Origin of the sequence: Bartonella sp. MM73XJBT.G, from assembly GCF_028618435.1 — a bacterium.
Taxonomy (GTDB): Bacteria; Pseudomonadota; Alphaproteobacteria; order Rhizobiales; family Rhizobiaceae; genus Bartonella.
The window spans coordinates 31,697-52,991 of sequence record NZ_JAQISW010000010.1 but is presented as its reverse complement, the minus strand read 5'-3'; the positions used below and the strand labels follow the sequence as shown (position 1 = coordinate 52,991).

9 protein-coding genes are annotated in these 21,295 nt (G+C 35.2%); 5 read left to right on the top strand and 4 right to left on the bottom strand.

The window, feature by feature from the left end:
* The first annotated feature begins 561 nt into the window (after positions 1-561).
* The 4 genes from PVV59_RS06495 to PVV59_RS06480 all read left to right on the top strand — a co-directional run bounded on the left by PVV59_RS06495 (position 562) and on the right by PVV59_RS06480 (position 12,751).
* Positions 562-3,342: an autotransporter outer membrane beta-barrel domain-containing protein gene (locus PVV59_RS06495; RefSeq protein ID WP_273755357.1), complete on the top strand. Its 2,781-nt coding sequence runs from the start codon at positions 562-564 to the stop codon at positions 3,340-3,342.
* A 919-nt stretch (positions 3,343-4,261) separates the two neighbouring features.
* Entirely contained in the window at positions 4,262-7,822 is a 3,561-nt protein-coding gene (locus PVV59_RS06490; RefSeq protein ID WP_273755356.1) for an autotransporter outer membrane beta-barrel domain-containing protein, read from the top strand.
* A 712-nt stretch (positions 7,823-8,534) separates the two neighbouring features.
* On the top strand, positions 8,535-8,678 hold the full coding sequence (locus tag PVV59_RS06485) for a hypothetical protein (RefSeq protein WP_273755355.1): 144 nt from the start codon (positions 8,535-8,537) through the stop codon (positions 8,676-8,678).
* A 749-nt stretch (positions 8,679-9,427) separates the two neighbouring features.
* A complete protein-coding gene (locus PVV59_RS06480; protein WP_273755354.1) occupies positions 9,428-12,751 on the top strand; it encodes an autotransporter outer membrane beta-barrel domain-containing protein in 3,324 nt (1,107 codons plus the stop codon).
* A gap of 1,426 nt (positions 12,752-14,177) precedes the next feature.
* On the opposite strand, the gene PVV59_RS06475 is transcribed toward PVV59_RS06480, so the two are convergent.
* From PVV59_RS06475 to PVV59_RS06460, 4 genes are all read right to left on the bottom strand, one after another.
* Positions 14,178-15,149, bottom strand: coding sequence for a WD40 repeat domain-containing protein (locus PVV59_RS06475; RefSeq protein ID WP_273755353.1), 972 nt, complete (start codon positions 15,147-15,149; stop codon positions 14,178-14,180).
* Between the two features lie 11 nt (positions 15,150-15,160).
* Positions 15,161-16,192 carry a GTP-binding protein gene (locus tag PVV59_RS06470; protein ID WP_273755352.1) on the bottom strand — a complete coding sequence of 344 codons (1,032 nt, stop codon included), beginning with the start codon at positions 16,190-16,192 and terminating at the stop codon, positions 15,161-15,163.
* A gap of 21 nt (positions 16,193-16,213) precedes the next feature.
* Entirely contained in the window at positions 16,214-16,957 is a 744-nt protein-coding gene (locus PVV59_RS06465) for a creatininase family protein (protein ID WP_273755351.1), read from the bottom strand.
* Positions 16,958-19,941: 2,984 nt separating this feature from the next.
* A complete protein-coding gene (locus PVV59_RS06460; RefSeq protein ID WP_273755350.1) occupies positions 19,942-20,118 on the bottom strand; it encodes a hypothetical protein in 177 nt (58 codons plus the stop codon).
* Positions 20,119-20,686: 568 nt separating this feature from the next.
* On the opposite strand from PVV59_RS06460, the gene PVV59_RS06455 reads away from it, so the two are divergent.
* Entirely contained in the window at positions 20,687-21,031 is a 345-nt protein-coding gene (locus PVV59_RS06455) for a hypothetical protein (protein WP_273755349.1), read from the top strand.
* Positions 21,032-21,295 lie beyond the last annotated feature (264 nt).

Sequence of the window (21,295 nt, the reverse complement as noted above, 5' to 3'; positions counted from 1 at the left end):
CATTTTTTTAAGATTAGGAGTTTGGATGCTTTTGAATGTTGTAAAGTTGTGTTGAAAGAGACGGTAAGGATAGGAGTTGATTTTGATTTTTATACATTCCTATTCTAAATTAGGCTTTCTTTCCATAAAGATTATCTAGAAACAGACGTGTGTGCTCTTTTTATTTCCTAATTTGGACATATGGTTCTGCTTACAGAATGCTTATCCTCTTAATAGAATATTTATCGTAAAGATGTTGATTATATTTGCTTTGGTGATGATTAGGCAACATTTAAAGGGAAGCATCTAATGTATGCAAACCGATTAAAACCATTTTTGCAGAGAGCAGCTTTAGAGATGATGTTTGTTTTGTTTTTCAGCTCTATTTTATAATTTTTTTGTAAAAATGACAGAGCTAGATTGTATTTTTTAGTCCTTTTCTAATTTCATATTTACATAAAACACAAAAAATACTAATAAACTCCATAAATCAAATCAAAACGTATTAAATTTTCTTTTGGTTAAGTTTTTAATACGTTATGTATTCTCTATAAGTAAGGGGGGAAAAATTATGGTGGAATTATGGCTGATCTCTTAAAAAATCGTTTCTCCTTATTTACTTTCACGACAGCACTTCTTTTTTTGACACATCATATTGATGGTTTTGCGCGCAATGCTGAATCTCAAGTTCTCTCTGGGAAAAAGCAGTCTTCATGCGATCAAAATGCAGCATTTTATCAGTGTGATGATGGTGAAGCGCATGAAATTAATAATAAAGTTTATTCGCTCACAGATCAAAATGCTCATGGTGTTCATGGAGCTATAGAAGCGTCTAAGGAAAATACATCTCTTCGTGGAAAGAATATAACTGTTAAGGGTATTGGGGATGAAAAGAACAATTCGGAAAAGAAGTTTTGGAAATATGGCGTAAAGGCCTCAGAAAAGGCGCACGTCTCTCTGGCTGATTCCACGTTGAGTGGGGTTTTCGTGGGGGTTGAATCTCAAGGTGCCTCCATTGCAATATCTGGTGGATCGATTGATGCAATTAATGTAGGGGCTTTGGCAGAAGGGAAATTTCAAAGTTCAGTTCATTTAACAAATACTCAAGTGAGTTTCGGTGATTTTGGGGTTAAAGCAGGAGAAAAAGGAGTTTTTATTTTAGAGGGTGTCTCTATGAGCGGTAAGGGTGGTCCTAGCAAAGGGGGGCAAGGACAAAATGCGGATCATCAGGGTGATAACGCTGCTTTTCATATATCTGGAAATGGTTATGTTCAGTTTGTAAAAGGTTCTGTTAATGTGAGTGATGCCCATGGGCTTTTATTGCTGGGAAATAAAGGTGCTCAGATTGATATTGGAGATTCCAATATCACAGTAAAAGGAAATGCATTTCATGGTATGCACTTTGAAGGGCAGGAAGCTTCAGAAGGGCAGGGAGCAAAAGCACGCGTTGATTTGAAAAAGACGCGTTTTGTCGTGCCAGAGAGTATAGCTCTTTATAGCAGTAAATTGGGGAAATCTGAGATATCTTTAAAGGACACAAAGCTTTTTGGAGATTTGTTGCTGAAGGCTGAAGGGGGCTCTTCTATAAAGGTTACCACTGATGCTTCTGCACTTGTTGGTCAAACTCAGATTGATAACAGTTCTATAGCTGATCTTATCTTGAAAAATAATTCACAGTGGGTTTTGTTGCGACCAAGACATAAAAATTTACAAGATCCGGATTATAGAGACGTTTCATTTATTTCATCGGTTAATCTTGTTGACAGTTCCATTGTTTTTGAAAAACCAGAATCCAGCACTGCTCATACCTATCAAACGCTTTATATTGGAAAAGGGAGCGGTGTTGTTTATCAGGCATCAGGTGATGCTTGGATTCATTTGAATGCACGTTTAAATCCTCATGATACAAGTGACAATCAAGTAACGGATCGGCTCCTCATTCATGGTGATGTTAAGGGAAAAACTATAGTAAACATACAAGGGGTTGCTGGAGGTTTAGAAGAAAAAAATGAAAAAGCGCATAGCGTTTCAATTATTCAAGTTTATGGCAACGCGTGGTCTGACTCTTTTCAATTGAATGGGCAGTATGTTGCATTGGATGGCGCGCCTTATAAATATGTTCTTCGTTCTTATGGCCCGAAGGCAACTGGAAGGGAAGAACATGTTAAACAGCGATTTGCTCAAAACGGAGGGGCGTTTTGGAATTTTCGTTTAGAAAATGAATATGTTCAAACATCTCCTGATTATAGAGATACTCCTAGAGTTTCTAAACGAACTCCTCCTACACGTGCTTCTTTTGAGGATATTATTCCAGCGTCTTCTGCGGGTGTTGTTCCGGCGTTTTCAGCAGATAGTCTTTCTAAGATTGAAACTGTTTCTCTATCTGGGCGTGGTGTAAGATCGGTTGTTCCGCAAGTTTCAACTTATCTCATTTTGCCCAATAGTTTGTTCCATGCTGGTTTGATAGATATTAGCAATCAAAACAAGCAGTTGGAGGTACAGCGTGTTCATCTTCGTGAAATGTTGGAAATTCGTGAAAAACCTGCTTCATTTTTGCGTGGTTATGGAGGGAGTTATCGTTATACTTCAGATTTGTCTGCGTTCGAATATGGTTATGGAGGCGATCTAGGGTACTATGCCCTAGAGGCGGGTATTTTGTTACAAAAAATTGAAAATGTTGAGAGTGCCGTATCCTTTGGGGTTATGGGATCGTACGGAAAACTTTCTCTGCAACCTTTGGATGTTGAACAAAGTCAAAAAAGTACATTTGATAAATGGACTGCTACAGTTTATAGTAGTCTGCAGCATGATACAGGATTTTATGTCGATGGTCTTGTATCTTATGGTTTGTTTAAGGGTGATGTTGTGACAACTGTACGGGGTAAGACAGCAACATTGAAGGGGAATCCATTAAGTGTTTCCTTGATAAGTGGTCAGAAAATTGCCACAGGATATGAAGGTGTTGTTTTTGATCCACAAGCGCAAGTTATCTATCAATATCTTCAGTTTAATGAGGCGCGTGATATTGATCATTTTAATATTGATATGGATAAGCTTGATCAGTGGGTGGTGCGTGTTGGTGGACGTTTGATGAAGACACTTGCTGCGCCTGAAAAGGATCGTGATGTTTCTTTCTATGGTAAGATTCATTTTGCTCATGATTTTGGTAAAGAAAGATCTGTGCGTTTTAAAGATTCTTTCCAATTGGGCGCTTTTGGTTCTTCTCTAGAGGCAGGATTGGGGCTTAATGCTCACTTGTCTCAAAAAATCGCACTTCATGGTGATTTGGTTTATCAGCATAAGTTGAGCAAAGGTGGTTTTTCTGGAATTAGTTTTTCTGGTGGATTACGCTATCGTTTTTAGAATGATTGCCTTTGGGATTAATTAAAAAAAACCACAAGTATCGCTTGTGGTTTTTTTATTATTATTTTGTTTGCAACTTTGAAGATAAGCTTTTTAAAAGAATGTTTTTTTGCATGAAAAAATTTGTTTCTTTTTAGAAACGAGATAAGGCTTTATGGGGCTCAATTTTTGCTTTTTATGCTGTTTTCTTCTATGCAAGATACTGATCTATAATAATTGATTGTTTTTTTATTGAATGAGAAACACAAAATATCGTGGGATTCTCTTATTTTAAATCTGTTCTATGTTGAATCGATAAAAATCATTCGTTTACACATTACAAGTGGGGAGAGCCGTGTGAATAAAAACTGGATAAGAGAGAAGTTAAAATGTCTCTTCTGAGCTGTCTTAAGGAGCCAAGGGCTGTTATAACATTTTAGGATTGATAAAGTAGGGGGTCTCGGTTTACTTATTCATAAGTGTAAAAACGGGATGTTTAATGAATTTAATATTATACTCTTCATGGGCGCTATCGCAAAATGAGCTTCGGTGTGTTGAGAGATGTGTTTTTAAAACAAGCATGTGATTGGCAACATATCTATATGCTGTTTGGGGCTATTTTATATGATGATTGTGATTTTCTTAGAGAACGCGATAAACATAAAGTTATGAGGCAATATGTCATCTCCTTTTTTATCAATTTACAAATTTTCTTGAGATTACTGCTTTGGGATGCGGGGGATTTCATTCTATTTTTACGAGCTCTTTGTGAATAATACAATTTAAAATTGTGATATTTTTAAATTATGGCTTTACATAAAATGCATAGTGGATATATAAAACACAAAACGTATTTTAACTATCACGCGTAACTAACGTTATTAAATAGAACGCGTGTTTTTTTATTTTTAGAGAAGGGGAAGAAAGTTTGTAGAAAATTATGTTCAAAAATCATCTCTCTTTATGTCGTTTTACAACGGTTATTTTTTTCTTTGTACACAATGCTGATGCCGGTGAAGTTTCCTCTCAGAAAAAGCAATATTCATGTAATGAAAGTGCCTCATTTTATCATTGTAATGATGGTCAAACACATGAAATTTCTAGGAAAACTTATCAACTCACGGGTGAAAGTTCTAAGGCAGCTTTAGAGGCATCAGGAGAAAATACACTCATTGAGGGAGAAGCTATAATCATTAACAGTGTTTTGAATGCTGATGGACACTCTGAAAAAGACACTTGGACAACAGGTGTAAAAGCTTCAAAAGGGGGAGGCGTTGCTCTATTTAATTCCATGTTAAATAATGTGTCGATAGGAGCCGATATTGAAGAGGATGGCGCTTTTGATATGCAAAACGGGGTGATCAAAGCAACCAGAATGGGGATCAGTGCTTCGAGTGAGCAGTCGCTTGTTTCTTTGACCAAGACAGAGATTAAGACATCTGCTGGTGCAATAGCTCTTTTAAGTCATAATGGGGCAAAAGTCTATATGAAAGGAGGAAAAATTGACTTTGCGGATGGTATTGCCGTTCAAACAGGAGGAGGGGGAGAATTTAATTTAGAGGGTGTTTCTATAACAGGAAAGGGAAAACAGGCAACAAATACAGACAATCACCATGAAAGTTCTGCTTTTAGTATGCTTCAAGGAAAAGGTATGATTCATTTTCAGAAGGGAAATGTTCATGTTAACAATGCTCATGGCCTTGTCTTGCAAGGGAATAATCATAATGCTGCTCATATCAAACATTCCAATGTTTTTGTAAGAGGACAAGCATTTCATGGTATGCACTTTTTTTGGCAAGCTGTCTTGAATGATAAAAAAACAATCATACCTGGAAAAGGGACAATCCAGTTGACTCAGACAACTTTTATGGCCCCAGAAAGTACGGCTCTTTATAGCCACGAATTTGAAAGTTCTGTTAAACTCCTACAAAATTCAAAAGTTTCTGGCGATTCACTTCTGAAAGCAGTTGAACATTCCAATATCAAGATTGAAGCTGATGCTTCTACCTTACAAGGAAGCGCATATGTTGATGAAAGTTCTACAGCTGAGATAGTGTTAAAAAATGGTTCAAAGTGGATTTTATCGCGACCAAAATATGGACAATTACAAAGCTCTGATGTGTCTGGTTCTAGGTTAGGAAATTATTCTTCTATTTCATCGGTCGAACTTACGGATAGTTCTCTTATTTTTGAGGAACTCAAATCCAAAACAACAGATGGTTATCAGACACTTCTCATCGGAAAAGGATTAGGGACTGTTTATAAAGCGTACGGTGACGCATATCTTTATCTTAATACCTATTTAGATAAAGGAGGAAGGCTTGAAGATCAGAAAACTGATCGTCTTTTAATCAATGGTGATCTTGAAGGAAAAACAACAGTTGATGTTTATAAGGTTCCTGGAAGCCCAGGGGCATTGACAGGAGAGGGTGGTAATGATCAGGGAATTTCCATTATTCAGGTTTATGGACAAGCCGCTGAAGATTCTTTTCAGTTAAAGGGGGGGTATGTTACACTTGAAGACTCCCCCTATCAGTATCATCTTAAAAGTTATGGTCCAAGCTCTGCTTTAGGGACGGCAGATTCCAATCAAAGGGTGCTTAAAAACACTGGAACATTTTGGGATTTTCGCCTTGAAAGTAAAATGGTTGATTCTTCCTCTTTTGATCCCACTGAAGTTTTTCCTGTTCTTGATTTCATTGACCCTCCTGTTTCTGATGAGGATCCTTCTTTCCCTAAAACTCATCCTAATATAACTAGAGGTGAAGAGGAGGCTATTGATCCTAATTCTCAGCAAAAGCCTCAGGAGCCAGGTCTTTCTTCTTCTATAGATTCTCCTGATAGGGATTCCCATCTTAAAACTATATCTGATGCTTCTGATGTTTTTGTGCTGGATATTCCAAGTCCTCCTCCTGTTTCTCCTCCTTCCTCTCTTGCACCTGTTATTCCAGTTATGACTCCATCTCATCCAGTTGTGCCAACATCTGGTTCATCTGTCCCGCCCTCTGTCGCTCGCACTCCTTTTGTTGTTTCTCCCCCTGCATCTGGTTCATCTATCCCGCCTTCTGTCGCTCGCACTCCTTCTGTTGTTTCTCCCCCTGCATCTGGTTCATCTATCCCGCCCTCTGTTGCTCGCACTCCTTTTGTTGTTTCTCCCCCTGCATCTGGCTCATCTGTCCCGCCCTCTGTCGCTCCTACTTCTTCTGTTGTTTCTCCCCCTGCATCTGGCTCATCTGTCCCGCCCTCTGTCACTCGCACTCCTTCTGTTGTTTCTCCCCCTGCGTCTGGCTCATCTGTCCCGCCCTCTGTCGCTCGCACTTCTTCTGTTGTTTCTCCACCTGCGTTTGGCTCATCTGTCCCGCCCTCTGTCGCTCCTACTTCTTCTGTTGTTTCTCCCCCTGCATCTGGCTCATCTGTCCCGCCCTCTGTTGCTCGCACTCCTTCTGTTGTTTCTCCACCTGCGTCTGGCTCATCTGTCCCGCCTTCTGTTACTCCCCCTATTTTTGAGCTTTCTTCTCACTTTTGGCCAAATGTGAGGACTATTGTTCCACAGGTTTTGACTTATGTTCTTGTGCCAAATACCTTATTTCATGCTGGATTGGTGGATATCAGTTATCAAAATAAGCAGTTGCAAACACTGCGAACTTTTTCTCGTCGATTGTTGAAAACTAATGAAAATCCAGCTTTATTTTTGCGTGGTTACGGGGGACATCATCGTTATGCTTCCAATTTGTCTGCACTGGAATATGGATATGGAGGCGACCTTGATTATAATGCACTAGAGGCAGGTGTTTTACTCAAGAAAATCGAAAATGTATATAGTACGACATCTTTTGGCATTATGGGAAATTATGGCAAACTTTCTTTGCGTCCTCGAGAGGTGAAACAACATCAAGAAAGTATATTTGATAAATGGACAATCACAGCATATGGGAGTATGCAGCATAATACGGGACTTTATATAGATGGTCTCTTCTCTTATGGTTTGTTTAATGGCAATGTTCTTACGCGTGAGCGAGGTAAAACGGCTGCATTGAGAGGCAAGCCCTTAAGTTTTTCCTTAACCGCTGGTAAAACATTTATGATAAGCTGTCGATGTTTTATTTTTGAACCACAGGTTCAATTTGTTTATCAAAATCTTCAGTTTCATAATACGCGTGATATTGATAACCTTAATATTGATATGCGAAGACCAGATCATTGGGGGATGCGTATTGGCGGGCATTTAACCAAAACACTGACATTGATGAAAGATGCACAGGTTCTCTCATTATATGGTACGTTTCATTTCGTTCGTAATTTTGATGATAAACAATTTGTGTATTTTAAAGATGCTTTCCAACTTGATTCTTTTGGTTCTTCTTTAGAAGCTGGATTTGGTGTTTATTCGCAATTATCCACAAAAATCACTTTTCATAGTGACCTGATTTATAAGCATAAATTTACCAAATCTGGCTTTTCTGGAATGCATTTCTCTGGTGGACTAAGCTATCATTTTTAATTTTATTTTTCTTTAATGCATCTTTTGTGAAAACTATAGACACAAAAAATGACCTTATTGTGTTTTTTTCTGATTTTTAACTTTACGTATAATCCAAAAAGAATTATGTTAAAAAACATAATGGTAATAATCTATCGATGAACTAGGTCTTTTTTTTCGATTTTTAATGAAGATGAAGTAAGAGAAGTTTAGAACTAATCGTGATGGAAGCATTAAAACCTCATGTATCTTTATGTTCTCTTATGGCGTCTGTTCTATTCTTTGTTTACAATGTAAAGGAACAGGAACGTGTCGTTTTCTTTTAAAGTATTATTGATGTGATGCTTTTGAAGAGCGTGGGTTGTGGTGTGAGTGATATTCGTTCAGATGCTGCTGATACTGATAGCAGTTTTTCTGGTGTTTTGAAGGCAAAAAAGTTTGGTTAGGTAAGTATTAAGGTAGAGAAAAAGGAAGTTAGAGATTGGTGGGGTTTTGGCGTTAAAAAAACACTGCTACAATTTTTTAAGAAGATTTGCATGAGAAAAAATGAAGATTGCTTCGGATAAGGTTTTCGTTACTGGAAGTGGTGAGAACACGGTTAATGATAAAAGTATAAGCGTCTATGATCATGGTTTCAATCAGGCTGTTTGGGGACTAAAGCCAAGGCGATTTTCTTTTTATTAAGGATGGTAAGATTAATGTTTCAAATATTGATGGTCTCGTGATGGAGAGCATGGAGGTTGTTTTTGAGAATTCAAGTATTTCTTTTCATGGTCGTGAAATTCGAGAGAGGACTTTAAAAGAACGTCCCTCACAAGAAGAATATATAGAATCAGAGGCATTGGCTGGATTGGAGAAATTCAGTTCAAAAGACTAACTTTAGTGTTTCTAATGGCACAGCTATTTATATCGGTAGCCTTTTTCTCTATGGGATATTTAAAAGGGGTGTTCTCATGCAAGCAAGAGGTAAGACAACAACATTGAAGTAAACAGCTTTGGAGGGCTTCATTAATTGCTGGAAAGTCATTTATGAGCGGATATAAGGGGCGTATTTTTGATCCGTAGTTTCAGATCGTTTATCAAAATGTGTGCTTTGATAAGACATTAGATATTGATGGTTTTGATATTGAAAGGGGAAAACTTGATCTGTGTCTGATGCTTGGTGTGTGGGCGTTTAAGCAAGACGCTTGTGGCTTTTTGAAGAGGGAAAAGTTGTTTCTTTCAATGAAAAGTTTCATTTTGCCAATAGTTTTAGAAAAAAACAATGTGTTCAGTTTGGAGATGAATTCTAATGAGGAGCTTTGGGTTCTTTTTTAGAAATTGGAGCGGAGTTGAATATGCAGTTGTCTTCAAACTTTGTATTGTGTGGAGATGTCACTTATCTGCATCATTTTAGAAAAGTAGCTTTTTCAGGGATGATTTTTTCAGACGGGTTGCGCTGTCATTTTTAAGCGTCCATGAAATATAATCTGAATTTTATATAAGCTACAGAGTGTTGTGTTAAGTATAAAATGAATATCTAAGTTGTATACTTCTCACTATTCATTTGTTTAAGTGAGTGTTATTGCGCGTATTTTTTATTTTTAAGTCAGGAAGGGGGGAAAAAGAAAAATTGGGAATAGAATTATGGTTAATGTATTAAGGGATTATAGATTTTTATTTATCACAACGGCTATTGTTTCTTTTTTGCCAATCGTGAGTGTTCATGCAAATTCTCCTCATTTAGGAAATCGCTGTGATCCAAATGCTCAGTTTTATAAATGCAATGATGGTAAAAAACATACGATTGAAAATAAAACTTATCATTTAAAATATTCTCAAGAATATATTTCTGACACTACTCCTATTTCAGCTCTATATGTGGAAAAAGCAGGTACAGTTGTTGATGCATCTCAGATAACTGTTACAGGTGATAGCGCAGATGAATTATATGGCTATGGTGCATTAGCAAAAGAGGGAGCTCGTCTTAATCTAAAAGATTCAAATTTTAAGAATATACCAGCCCTTCATGCTGAAAGTGCGGTTATTCGCATGACAGATGGCACTATTACAGGAGTTTCTCATGCTATTTCTGCATTGGGTAAAGGAACAGATATTGCTTTAGTGCGTGTCAAGATTGAAACGACACCAAGAGAAACGACATCGAAAGAATTGAATGGTATAGGAGAGATTGCTCTGATTAGCAGTTTGGGTTCAAAGATTAGACTATCAGGGAGTAGCGTTATTTTTAATGGGAAGGGCCCGTTTTCATCACTTTTTGGGGGAGAGTATAGTTTCGATAGTTCTGTCATTAAGGGAAAAGGAGAACAAAAAACTGTTATTGTTGGTGAGAAAAGTGTCAATAAATTACCAGAAGCTTTTGATATCTCTCAAGGTGGCTTTGTTCAATTGAATAATAGTTCTATGGAACTGAGTGATATGCATGGTTTTTTGGTTAAAATTTCTTCAGGGAATGTGAATAATAAAGGTAGGTTGTTGCGAGCATTTAATTTAGCTGATGCATTTAAGAAGACGAATATTAAGATTGAAAAATCCAATATTTCTATTCAGGGGAAGGGCGCTTATGGTCTGTATTTCTATGGATCAGATTCTAATGATATATGGGGTAATATGAGTGCTCTGAGAGCGCAGGGTGTTGCTCTGGAAAAAGCCTCTGTTCAGTTATCAAAGACAAATTTTTTAGTTCCAGAGGGGATTGCCGTTTATGGTACGGGAGATGCTGGTTATGGGGCTGAAGCTATCCTTGAATTATCGGAAAATACAAAGATTTCTGGTGATTTATTGTTAAAAGCTGAAAATAATTCTTCTCTTCGTGTTCAAGCCTATTCTTCGACTCTTACAGGAGGAGCACGCATTGAAGGTAGGTCTCGTATTGATTTGCAGTTAAAAAATAGTTCAACATGGTATCTTACTAAGAGTAAATATCAAGGCTCACAAGACTTTACGGTTTCATCACTTTCTACTTTGAGCCTTTTGGATAGTACCGTTGTTTTTGAGAAATATGTCTCTCAAGATTATCACACATTGTATATTGGAAACAAAATAAACAATGGAGACGATATTCATACATTAGACAATAGCAATAAAACAGCTGGTATGAATGACGTGTCCAATAAAGTATACAGTGCGGAAGGTAATTCTCAGATTAAGATGAGCACATTTATGCATAGTGATGGTTCATTTAATTCTCAACAAACGGATCGCATTTTGATCTATGGGGATGTTGTGGGAACCACCCTCATTGGGATGGAAAAGTTTCAAAAAACTTCAGATAAAGAAGCAGGCAGTGAAGGAAGTCAAAGTGTTTCACTTATTCAAGTTGCAGGGATGGCAGAGGAAAATTCTTTTAAGTTACTCAATAGTTATACGACGGTAAATGGTTTTCCTTATCAATATAAACTTCGTGGCTATGGTCCAAATTCTTCTGCTGGAAATGCGGATCCCCAAAATAGATTGGTTGCAGGGAAAGGAGATTTTTGGGACTTTCGTCTCGAAAGTGTTTATATTGGTTCTGAGTTAGATTCTTCTGAATCTGCTTCTAAACCGACGCCTACGGTTATTCCTCCTCAATCTGAGGAAGAAAAGACCCCTTCTGAGCGACCAACAGAGACTATTTCGCCTGAACAACCACCTACTGTTGAGCCTCCACTTATACCTTCTACACCTTCTTTGCCTGAAGGATCTAACCCATCTGAAACATTTTCTCCTACGGATTCTACACTTACTCCTTTTAAACCCATTTCACCTCAGCCTCCTTCTGTACCAACGGCTCCAGAGGATCCTTCTACTGTGCCTATGCCTTCTGTTCCCGTTGAGACTTCTAGTGATGAGGTTATGCCATCTAAGCCATCTGTTCCGGTCGTTCCTTCATCTACAGATTCTCCTTCTCTACCCCTTGAACCAAAGCCTTCTAAACCTTCTGCTCCTGTTGAGCCTTCATCTCATCTTTCTGTCCCATTTAATGGGCAGGCTGAACAAGGAATTAGAGCTGTTGTTCCTCAACTGCCAACGTATCTCCTTTTGCCAAATGCTTTATTCCAAGTGGGGTTGATGGAGATGACACCGCAAAATAAGATGTTAGAGACAATGCGGGGTGCTTTTTATTATTTTTCTGAAAAGAATAAAAATACAGCCTTTTTTCTGCATGCTTATGGGGCAAGCCATCATTATACTTCCAATTTATCTGATTTTGAATATGGCTATAGTGCTGAGCTGGATTATAATGCCTTTCAAGCAGGTGTTTTGTTAAACGAGATGGAAAGTTTATATACCCGTACATTCTTTGGGGCTTTGGGAAACTATGGAAAACTTTCTCTACATCCTCAGGAGGTTGAACAAAGTAAAAAAAACACATTGGATAAATGGTCTGTTGGGGCTTATGGAAGTCTACAGCATGATACAGGTTTGTATATCGATGGTGTGTTATCCTATGGTCTTTTTAAGGGAGATATTTTGACCCTTGCACGAGGCAAGGTTATGGCGTTAAAGGGGAAACAGTTTAGTGGATCTTTAACGAGTGGCAAAACGTTTGTAATAGGGTGTAAAGGTGTTGTTTTTGATCCACAGGTTCAGGTTATTTATCAGCATCTTCAGTTTAATCAGGCATATGATGCTGATCATATTGATGTTGATTTGGGAAAATTTCATCAATGGATGGGGCGTGTTGGTGGGCGTTTAAGCAAGACGCTTGGTGTTGTGGAAGAGGGACGAGAGGTTTCTTTTTATAGTAAGTTTTCTTATTTGCATAATTTTGAAGATAAGAAATTTGTTTCTTTTAAAGATGATTTCCAGTTAGGTTCTTTTGGTTCTTCTTTGGAAGCAGGACTTGGGTTTAATGCACGTCTTTCTTCAAAATTTTCGCTTTATGGGGATGTCACTTATCAGCATCGGCTTAAAAAAGTTGGCTTTTCTGGTGCGAGTTTTTCTGCTGGATTGCGTCACCGTTTTTAAAAGAGTTCCATTGTGCATTTTTATAGGAAAGGCAGAAAAATTTTCTGCCTTTTTAATTTCTTATAATTTATACTCCCTCACCAATATGGTTATTTTTTAAAGTATAAAAATGATTTCTTTGATTGATGATTGAAGTTACTCAAGATGCTTTCTTCTGTGTAATGAGAAATTTTTTTACAAGTTTTAATATTGTGATATGAGGAAAGATTTCATTATGAATGTGATGAAAATCTTTTATACTGAAAGCTTTGTTGCGTAATCTTTCAAAAGAGGCAGTATTGATGGTTGTCTGTATTAATATATAGTAGGATTAGGACTGTTTTTTAGCGTTTTTCTTAAGATTTTTTTAGGATTATTTTGTCTGTTTCTTTATTCGTTTTTTAGATCAAACGTTGAGATTTTGTGATCTTTATATATTGTTTTGAATTTTATTTGAGAGAAAAAAATATAAACTGTATTCACGTTTATATTCGTCAATATGCATATTTTTTAAGATGTTTGCTTGGAGATTTTAGATAAATACTTTTATTTTTAGAAAATACTGAGAGAATTTGAGATTAAATTACCATAAAATAAAGGATACTTAATTGTGTTTTTAAGGGTATTTTTTCTTTTTTGAAAATAATAGATGCCAAGAGCAACTTTGATAAGATATAGATTATAATAAGTGGGCATCATTATTCTATTTTCTAGGCTTTCAATATTGCACTGACTTTAGCATTTGAAAGACTACATAAGAGGCATGTTTAATCTTTTCTTGAATGTTTTGTATGGATACGGGATTTCCCCTGTTTGTAATGTGCAAGCAAATGGTTTTGGTCACTTTAATATAAATAGATTTGAAATGAAAGAATTTTATGACTTTAAGGGGTTTCACTCGACATGTAAAACAGTGAACACCCCTTTATTAAACCGATTTGATATGTCTAGATAAGAAGCTGCATTGTTGATCAGAATTGGTAAGGAATTTTATTTTTTGAGGTATGGAGTAGCGGTCAAAAAATTTTTATTGAGAAAAATAGTTTTGAGTCCTCTTCTTTTAATCGTAGGAATAAAAAAGCTTTTTGGGTGATAATAGAAGCTATGTTTTGCTGAAGTTTTAAGAAATGTGCCTTTATGGTAGCGTGCAGCCTATGGCATAAATTATTATAGAGAAAGTTGGCTTTATAAGGGATGGGGGCGGTCTTATAGATGATATTCTTGTATGGAGAAAACAATGTTTAAAAGGTCAAAAACTTGTTTAAGGTCTTGTCTTGTTTAAAGGGGGGAGAGAGGAAGATGGAAGGCTTCATGATTATAAAGACTTTGGGGATTTGGGGAGGGTGTTTGGAATTTCTGTGAGTTCTATAGATGGGTAGGGGTTCAGATTTCTAAAGGATTGCGTGGGTATTTCAATCAGGGATAGTTGTACTTGTTGGTGCTTGGCTTAATCAGTGATATTGATCATACCACATTCACCATTTTCACTGCCGAAGGTGAGATTGTGTCCTGTTTGATCCCAATTGAGTGCTGAGATAGCGCTTTTCCCATCCCTTCTTAGAAGGACTTCTTTTCCATCACGAAAATGTGCCGCTAAAATCATTCCATCATTGAAACCTATGGCGACAATTTCTTTGCTTGGATGGCATGAAACGGTGCTAACAAGTGCATTTGCTCGTGTTCCAAGTTCTAAGGGTGTTTTTCCCATGGGGCCCTCTTTTGTATGAAAGGGCCAAACAATTGCAGCACAAGCACCTGATGTTGCGAGCCATTTTCCTTTTGCACTCCAAGACCAGCTTTTGACTTTACTTGGGTAGCCACTCATCCGTAAATGTTGATGATCGGTAAGACGCCAGCCGTGTAAGGCGTTTTCTTGCATCGTGGAAATGACATAGCGGTTGTCTGGTGAAAAGGTCACACCACAATGAGCGCCTTTCCATACCAATGTTGTGGGAGATGTTTGTGTTGAGAGCCAATGAAGCGTAACGCCATTGTAATGGGCAACGGCAAGCCGTAAACCTTTTGGGGCAAAAGCCAGACCCTCTACACTGCGCTCATGTGGGAGCCCTTGTTGCTCTTTTCTAACATGCACAAATGCAAGACGAGCAGAGGAAAAGGCAAAAGCTTTTTGGGGACCAAAAGCAACGTTATTTATCCATTTGCGTTCTTTTAGACTAAGCAGTTCTGTGTGTCCATTAGCTGTTGTTTGACAGACTTTTCCATCTTCTCCCCCTGTAATGATTGCAGTATTGTCATGGGAAAAATGACTTGAAATTATTCCTTTATGAACTTCAAAGATTTGTGGGGTTGGGGTTAAAAAAACAATCAAACCTTCCACGGAAACAAAGGCTGGTTTATTGCCTATAAAACCACAGGAAAGGCAGTAACTTTTGAGATCATAATGGATAATGTTTGGCATTGTCACTCATTTTATGCGCAATTTTCAAAATCAGTTTTTAATTTTTCGCCATCAAGAGAGCGTCCGATAAAAACAAGGCGGCTTTCTCGTTTTTCATCTTCACGCCATGGGCGTTGATGTTGTCCCTCAAGAAGCATATGAATGCCTTGAATGACATAACGATCATCATCTCCTTGAAAGGCAATAATGCCTTTAAGACGCAAGATATCAGGTCCTTGTTGCTGCGTAAGCTGTTGGATCCAAGGAAAAAACTTTTCTGGTTGTAGGGTACCTGTTTTTAAACTTACAGAAGTGACGGTAATATCATGAATGGTAGATGTGTGATGATGATGATCATGATGGCAATTGGGACCACACACATGATCTTCAGGTTGGTCTTTATGCTCGTGATCAAGAAAATGAGGCTCATGGTCTAGAGTCCGTTGGAGATCAAAGAAACCACGATTGAGAAGTTTATCAAGAGGAATATTGGTACGCTGTGTTGTATAGAGTATAGCGCGAGGATTAATAGCAAGAATAAGCGATTCTGCATGGGCACGTTCTTGTGCCGTAACGAGATCAATCTTATTTAAAAGAACGATGTCTGCGAAGGCAATTTGCTCTTCAACTTCACGACTGTTTTTCAGTTGAATGGGAAAATGCTTTGCATCAACGACCGCTATGACACTGTCAAGCGTTGTTTTTTCATGGACTGTATCATCCATGAAAAAGGTTTGTGCAACAGGAACGGGATCAGCAAGTCCTGTTGTTTCTATAATAATCGCATCAAATCGATGAGAACGTTGCATCAGACTTTCTAGAATACGAATGAGATCGCCACGTACAGTGCAGCAAACACAGCCGTTATTCATTTCATAAATTTCTTCATCTGATTCAATGATTAAGTCATTATCAATCCCAATTTCACCAAATTCATTGACAATGACAGCATAACGTTTGCCATGATTTTCACTAAGGATGCGGTTGAGAAGAGTAGTTTTTCCTGCACCAAGATAGCCTGTAAGAACCGTAACAGGAAGTTTTGTTAGGGGTATCTTTTCCATGGAGAGACCTTTTATTGTTCTTTACTGCCATGTATTTATATTAAACCGCTTGATATCATCAAGTAAATCATGAAGCTGAGATAGAACATGAGAAAAGATAGCTTTACCGGCTTGAGGTGTTGCTTTGCTTGCGTTTCCTGCTGCACCTTGCGTGTTGAGATCACGCATTGTCCAGCCAAAGGCATGAGGACCATAAGCACGTAAATAGCGATAATTGGCAATCATATCCGCTTGTTTATTATGAAAATTTTTTGCCTTTTCCATATGAACTTTTTCTGGAGCTAAATAAAGCATGAGAGAGGTTTCTATAAAACCACCATGGATATCAAGAGGCTGTTGAGAAGGATCTATCAGACCTTGTGGTAAACCAAAACGGCTCCAGCTTGTCGCTACAGCAAGCATTGAAAAGCGCCTTCGTAATTCGGTGATAACAATGCTTATTAAAGGTGAGTTGCCTCCGTGAGCATTGAGAAGAAGAAGACGGTTGATCCCTTTGTGATAGCAGTCTTCACCAATCTTTATCCAGCGCTTAATCGCATCAGAAAAGGTCAGGGTTTGTGTTCCTGTAACATCCATGTGTTCTATAGAATAGCCAATTTTCTCAACCGGTAAAAGGGTGATATGAAATTGTTCTTTTGTTTCTAACGTGAGGGCTTTTGCAAAAGCTTCAGCGATAATCCAGTCGGTTTCAAAGGGAAGGTGCTCTCCGTGATATTCGTGTGCGCCTAAAGGTAAAAGAGCGAGAAAAGGCGTGTTAGATACCATAAATTATTGCCCAACAGAGGAGTTTATATAGATAAAGTGATCAAAAGGTTCTGTCACTATTTAATCTATCTATAAGAAAAACGCAAATAGGTGTATTTTTACATTCCATAGGGATACTCTAAAAATGAGAGCTTTATTAAAAATAGTGAAGATTTTATTGAGAGAAGCTAACACAGTTTTGATGGAATATGCGCTATTCCTTCTAAAGATCAATAACTTTTGTAAGAATTTTTTATTAATTCTTTTTGCCAATGGAGAAAGGATAACCAAAGCATTTATGTTGGTGTGAAGGCTAGGATGGCATAGTTTTTGGTTTTAATCAGGATTCTCGCATTCTGAATTCAAGTTTATAGAGATGTCTTACAAAACGAATAGAAATGTTTGTAAATTTATTTTACTTTGAATAATGTTTTAATAGATTTTAGTGTTTATGAAGAAAAAATTAATGTAATGAGAAGAATTTACATAAGATGAAATCACATAATGACACTATATTGATTTATAAAGAGTATTTATTTTTTCATGTTGAATGTGTGAGTCTCAAAAAATTATAAGACTTTTTTTATTCCAAATCTGTTCCATTTTGAGTGAATAAAACCATGTTTTTTTGTACATCACAAGTAGATTAGCTGTGAGGCGTGAAACTATACAGGTAAGCTTCTGATTAACTATCTCAAGTGCTAAGATCTTTTTTCACAATATCAGGCGGCTGGTAAAGTGTGTGATGGTGCCGGTTTGTTCTTTTATGAAGTGTCAAGATGGTGATGCTTAATGAATTTACCGTTATACCCTTCGATGCGCAGCGGTGCGAAATTACAGAGAGCTTGATGCGTTTATAACTTGATGAGCGATCAGATGATAAAGAAGAAGTACCATTAAAATCAGGATAAGCAAAATCCCATTGCGTTGCAAGCTGTTTGTTTTAAAGAAAAAGCAAGTATTCAAGCCTATTTTGTAACGCTGCATATCGAAGAGTATAACGGTAAATCCCTATAATAGCAAAACAATTTTATATGATCATTTTTAAACCTTTTAAGTAAAAAGGGGGCACTGCATATACTTTGTTATCTTCCGATTTTTGCAACAGCACTTGGTGCTTAAAGTACCTTATAAGTGTATTTTTTCTTTTTTACCACTTTCGCCTTACACATTACTTTCGTTTGTGATTTGTAAGCAAATAAATTTGATTGGTTCAATATAAACAGCGTTAAAATTAAGGAAAACTTATAATCGTCAGGTGGTCTTTCATTCAACATGCAAAACAATGAATCATGATTATAAATCAGTCTTTTGCTTTTAAGATGAGCTGTTGATAAATTGGTTGATCAATATCGGTTTTTGACGATTATCTTTTTAATTTGTTTATCTTGCAGCTAGTCCTTTTTAAACCCCGATTTTTCACAGGTTACTTTATCACTTTTCCTTAAAATATTTACACAACTTTTTTATTCAGGTGTTAATGACACTTGTATTAAATATAGTATATGTATTATTATATGTATAAAATAGTTTTTTTTAAGAAATATGTTTTACTTTTACAGTTTTTATTATTAATTTAATTTTTATTTAAAGAAAAATATGGTAATATAAAATAATGTTTAAAATATTAAAAAATAATTTTTATTGCTCTATATTTATAGCATTTATTTTTTTTACACAATGTGCAGAAAGTCATATAAATATTGCTAAATATTTCTTTCAAAGGGAATTATTTTTTACTAATCAAGAGAAAAATATAGTAGATCGAAATATAGATATGGCTGTGATTTATTCTATTGAAGAAGAAAATCAGCTAATTTTTATGAAAGTTAGGCAAGAGAGTTGTTTTTTAGCATTTTGGGAGGTGCTCTCATTTTTTATGACTATCTTAGTATTTGGTTTTAAGTAGTTTTCTAGCACTTTTGTGTTGCTTATAATGTTTTTATAAATCTGATAAGTTGATTTGTTTTATAAGTGCGTTTTGTTAATTTTGAAAATTAAAATTTTCAATGCATTACGCTGTATGAGATAGGGGGGCTGAACAACTTTTTTGAAGATACTATGGGATGTTTTTATATATTAATAAAAGTTAAAGATCATTTTGTTAATGTTTTTTCTGTTTAACCATAGAGATCTTGATGACTCTTTTACACTTTATAACTGTTTTGTCAAAAATAGGACAGACTTTTAAAGTTTATTTCTGGAGATATATTTATTTTAGATCGCTTTTTTTATCTATTCGTGATTTTATTTTTCCGCATTACCAAGAAAAAAACTGTTCCATATCAATGAGGAATATAATAAAAGATTTTTTGAGAAGCACTTCATCTTTTTCTTAGCTCAATAATATGCAAGTATTATTATATTGACAGTTTTTATTTTATAATCTTTTAAATTTGTTTTTTTGATATTTATTTTGCTATGAAAGTTGATAAATTTTTATTATTTTAAATTAGAGTGATAAAAATAATGGAATGTTTTCATATTATCAATGATAAATAATTCTATTATAAGAAGCATAATTTACCTCTAATATTTATAAATATTTTTAAAGTTTTAGGTAATAATAATAGTATAGATATTAGCGATACATTTTATTTTGGTAAATTTTTTCGTAATATGAGGTATTTATCAATTGTATTCGTTATGTTTTACAGTCATTTGATTTTTAAATAAAATTTCTTAAATAGACCATTCAGAAACTTTTTAGTATTGTTGTTATTATTTTTAAAATTTAAATTACATTGTTTTTATCTCTTTACATGTAATACATAATGTATTATATTATGAACTACATATAATGTATCATTTGTTTTTATATATAAGTATTATTTTACTTTTTTTGGTGAAGAAAAAGAGGAGAAAATAAAGTTATGTTTAGAATATTTAAAAATCGCGTATGTTCATTTACTTTTACATTATTTATTCTTTTTTTTGTACAAATTATAGAAGGGAATGCGAGTTTTGTAAAAAATCAATTTCAAGAAATGGGAATTGTTACTACACTAAAAAACAAATGTTGTTATTGAAGCAGGAGATACGGCTGTTATCCATGATGTTGAAGGACAAAATGTATTTACTTTTGGGAAAGTTGAAAAAGTTTCTGCAATTTCAGATGCAGCTTTTTGGAGGAGGATAGGTATTAAAGCAGTTTTTTCTTCTTTATCCGTTGGGGATTTCATGGGTGCTTTTCTAGCTATTTTTAGATTATTTTTCTAATAATATTTGCTAATAATAAATGTATTTTTGTCCGCATTATTAAAGTTAAAAGCCTTTTAATGGATGTTTTTCCTTTTTAAAAGGACTGCGAAATGTTTTTTTATTTGAAAATAAAGATAAGGATTTTGTAGCTTCTTTTTGTAATTTATAATGGTTTTGTCAAAAATTCGTCTTATTTAAATTCTTACTTCATAATTATATATTTATTTTATATCGATGTTTTTAATTATGATGAAATTTATTTATATTGTTATAATAATATAAACATATAATTTTTATATTAATTATTTAAACATTATAATTTTTAAAACTTTTTGCAATTAAATCTATTTGTATAATTTATATTATATAATAATTTATACTTAAAATGTGTAAATTTTATTTATTTACATATATTATATAATATGATATACGCTTCAATGAAATATTTTATTATTACTTATATTAATAAACTTATATATAAGTTTATTTTTTATGTATAAAAATATTATTTTACTTTTTTAGTAAATAAAAAGAGGAGCAAAGAAAATTATGTTTAAAATATTTGAAAGTCGTGTGTGTTCAATTATTTTTACACTATTTATGCTTTTTTTTGTACAAACTGTGGAGGGGAATGCAAGTTTTGTACAAAATCAATTTCAAGAAGTGGGAATTGTTACTACACTAGAAAAAATTGTTGTTGTTGAAGCGGTAGATAGGGCTGTTATCCATGATGTTGAAGGACAGGATGGATTGTCTTTTGGGAAAGTTGAAAAAGTTTCTGCAATTTCAGATGCAGCTTTTTGGAGGAGGATAGGTATTAAAGCAGTTTTTTCTTCTTTATCCGTTGGGGATTTCATGGGTGCTTTTCTAGCTATTTTTAGATTATTTTTCTAATAATATTTGCTAATAATAAATGTATTTTTGTCCGCATTATTAAAGTTAAAAGCCTTTTAATGGATGTTTTTCCTTTTTAAAAGGACTGCGAAATGTTTTTTATATATCAGTAAAAATTAAAAATCATTTCGTTAATGTTTTTTTATTTGAAAATAAGTATAAAGATCTTTGAAGGCTTTTTTTTGCAATTTATAATGGTTTTATCAAAAGTATTATCTTAATTAAATTCTTACTTTATACGTATAAATTTGTTTTATGTATATA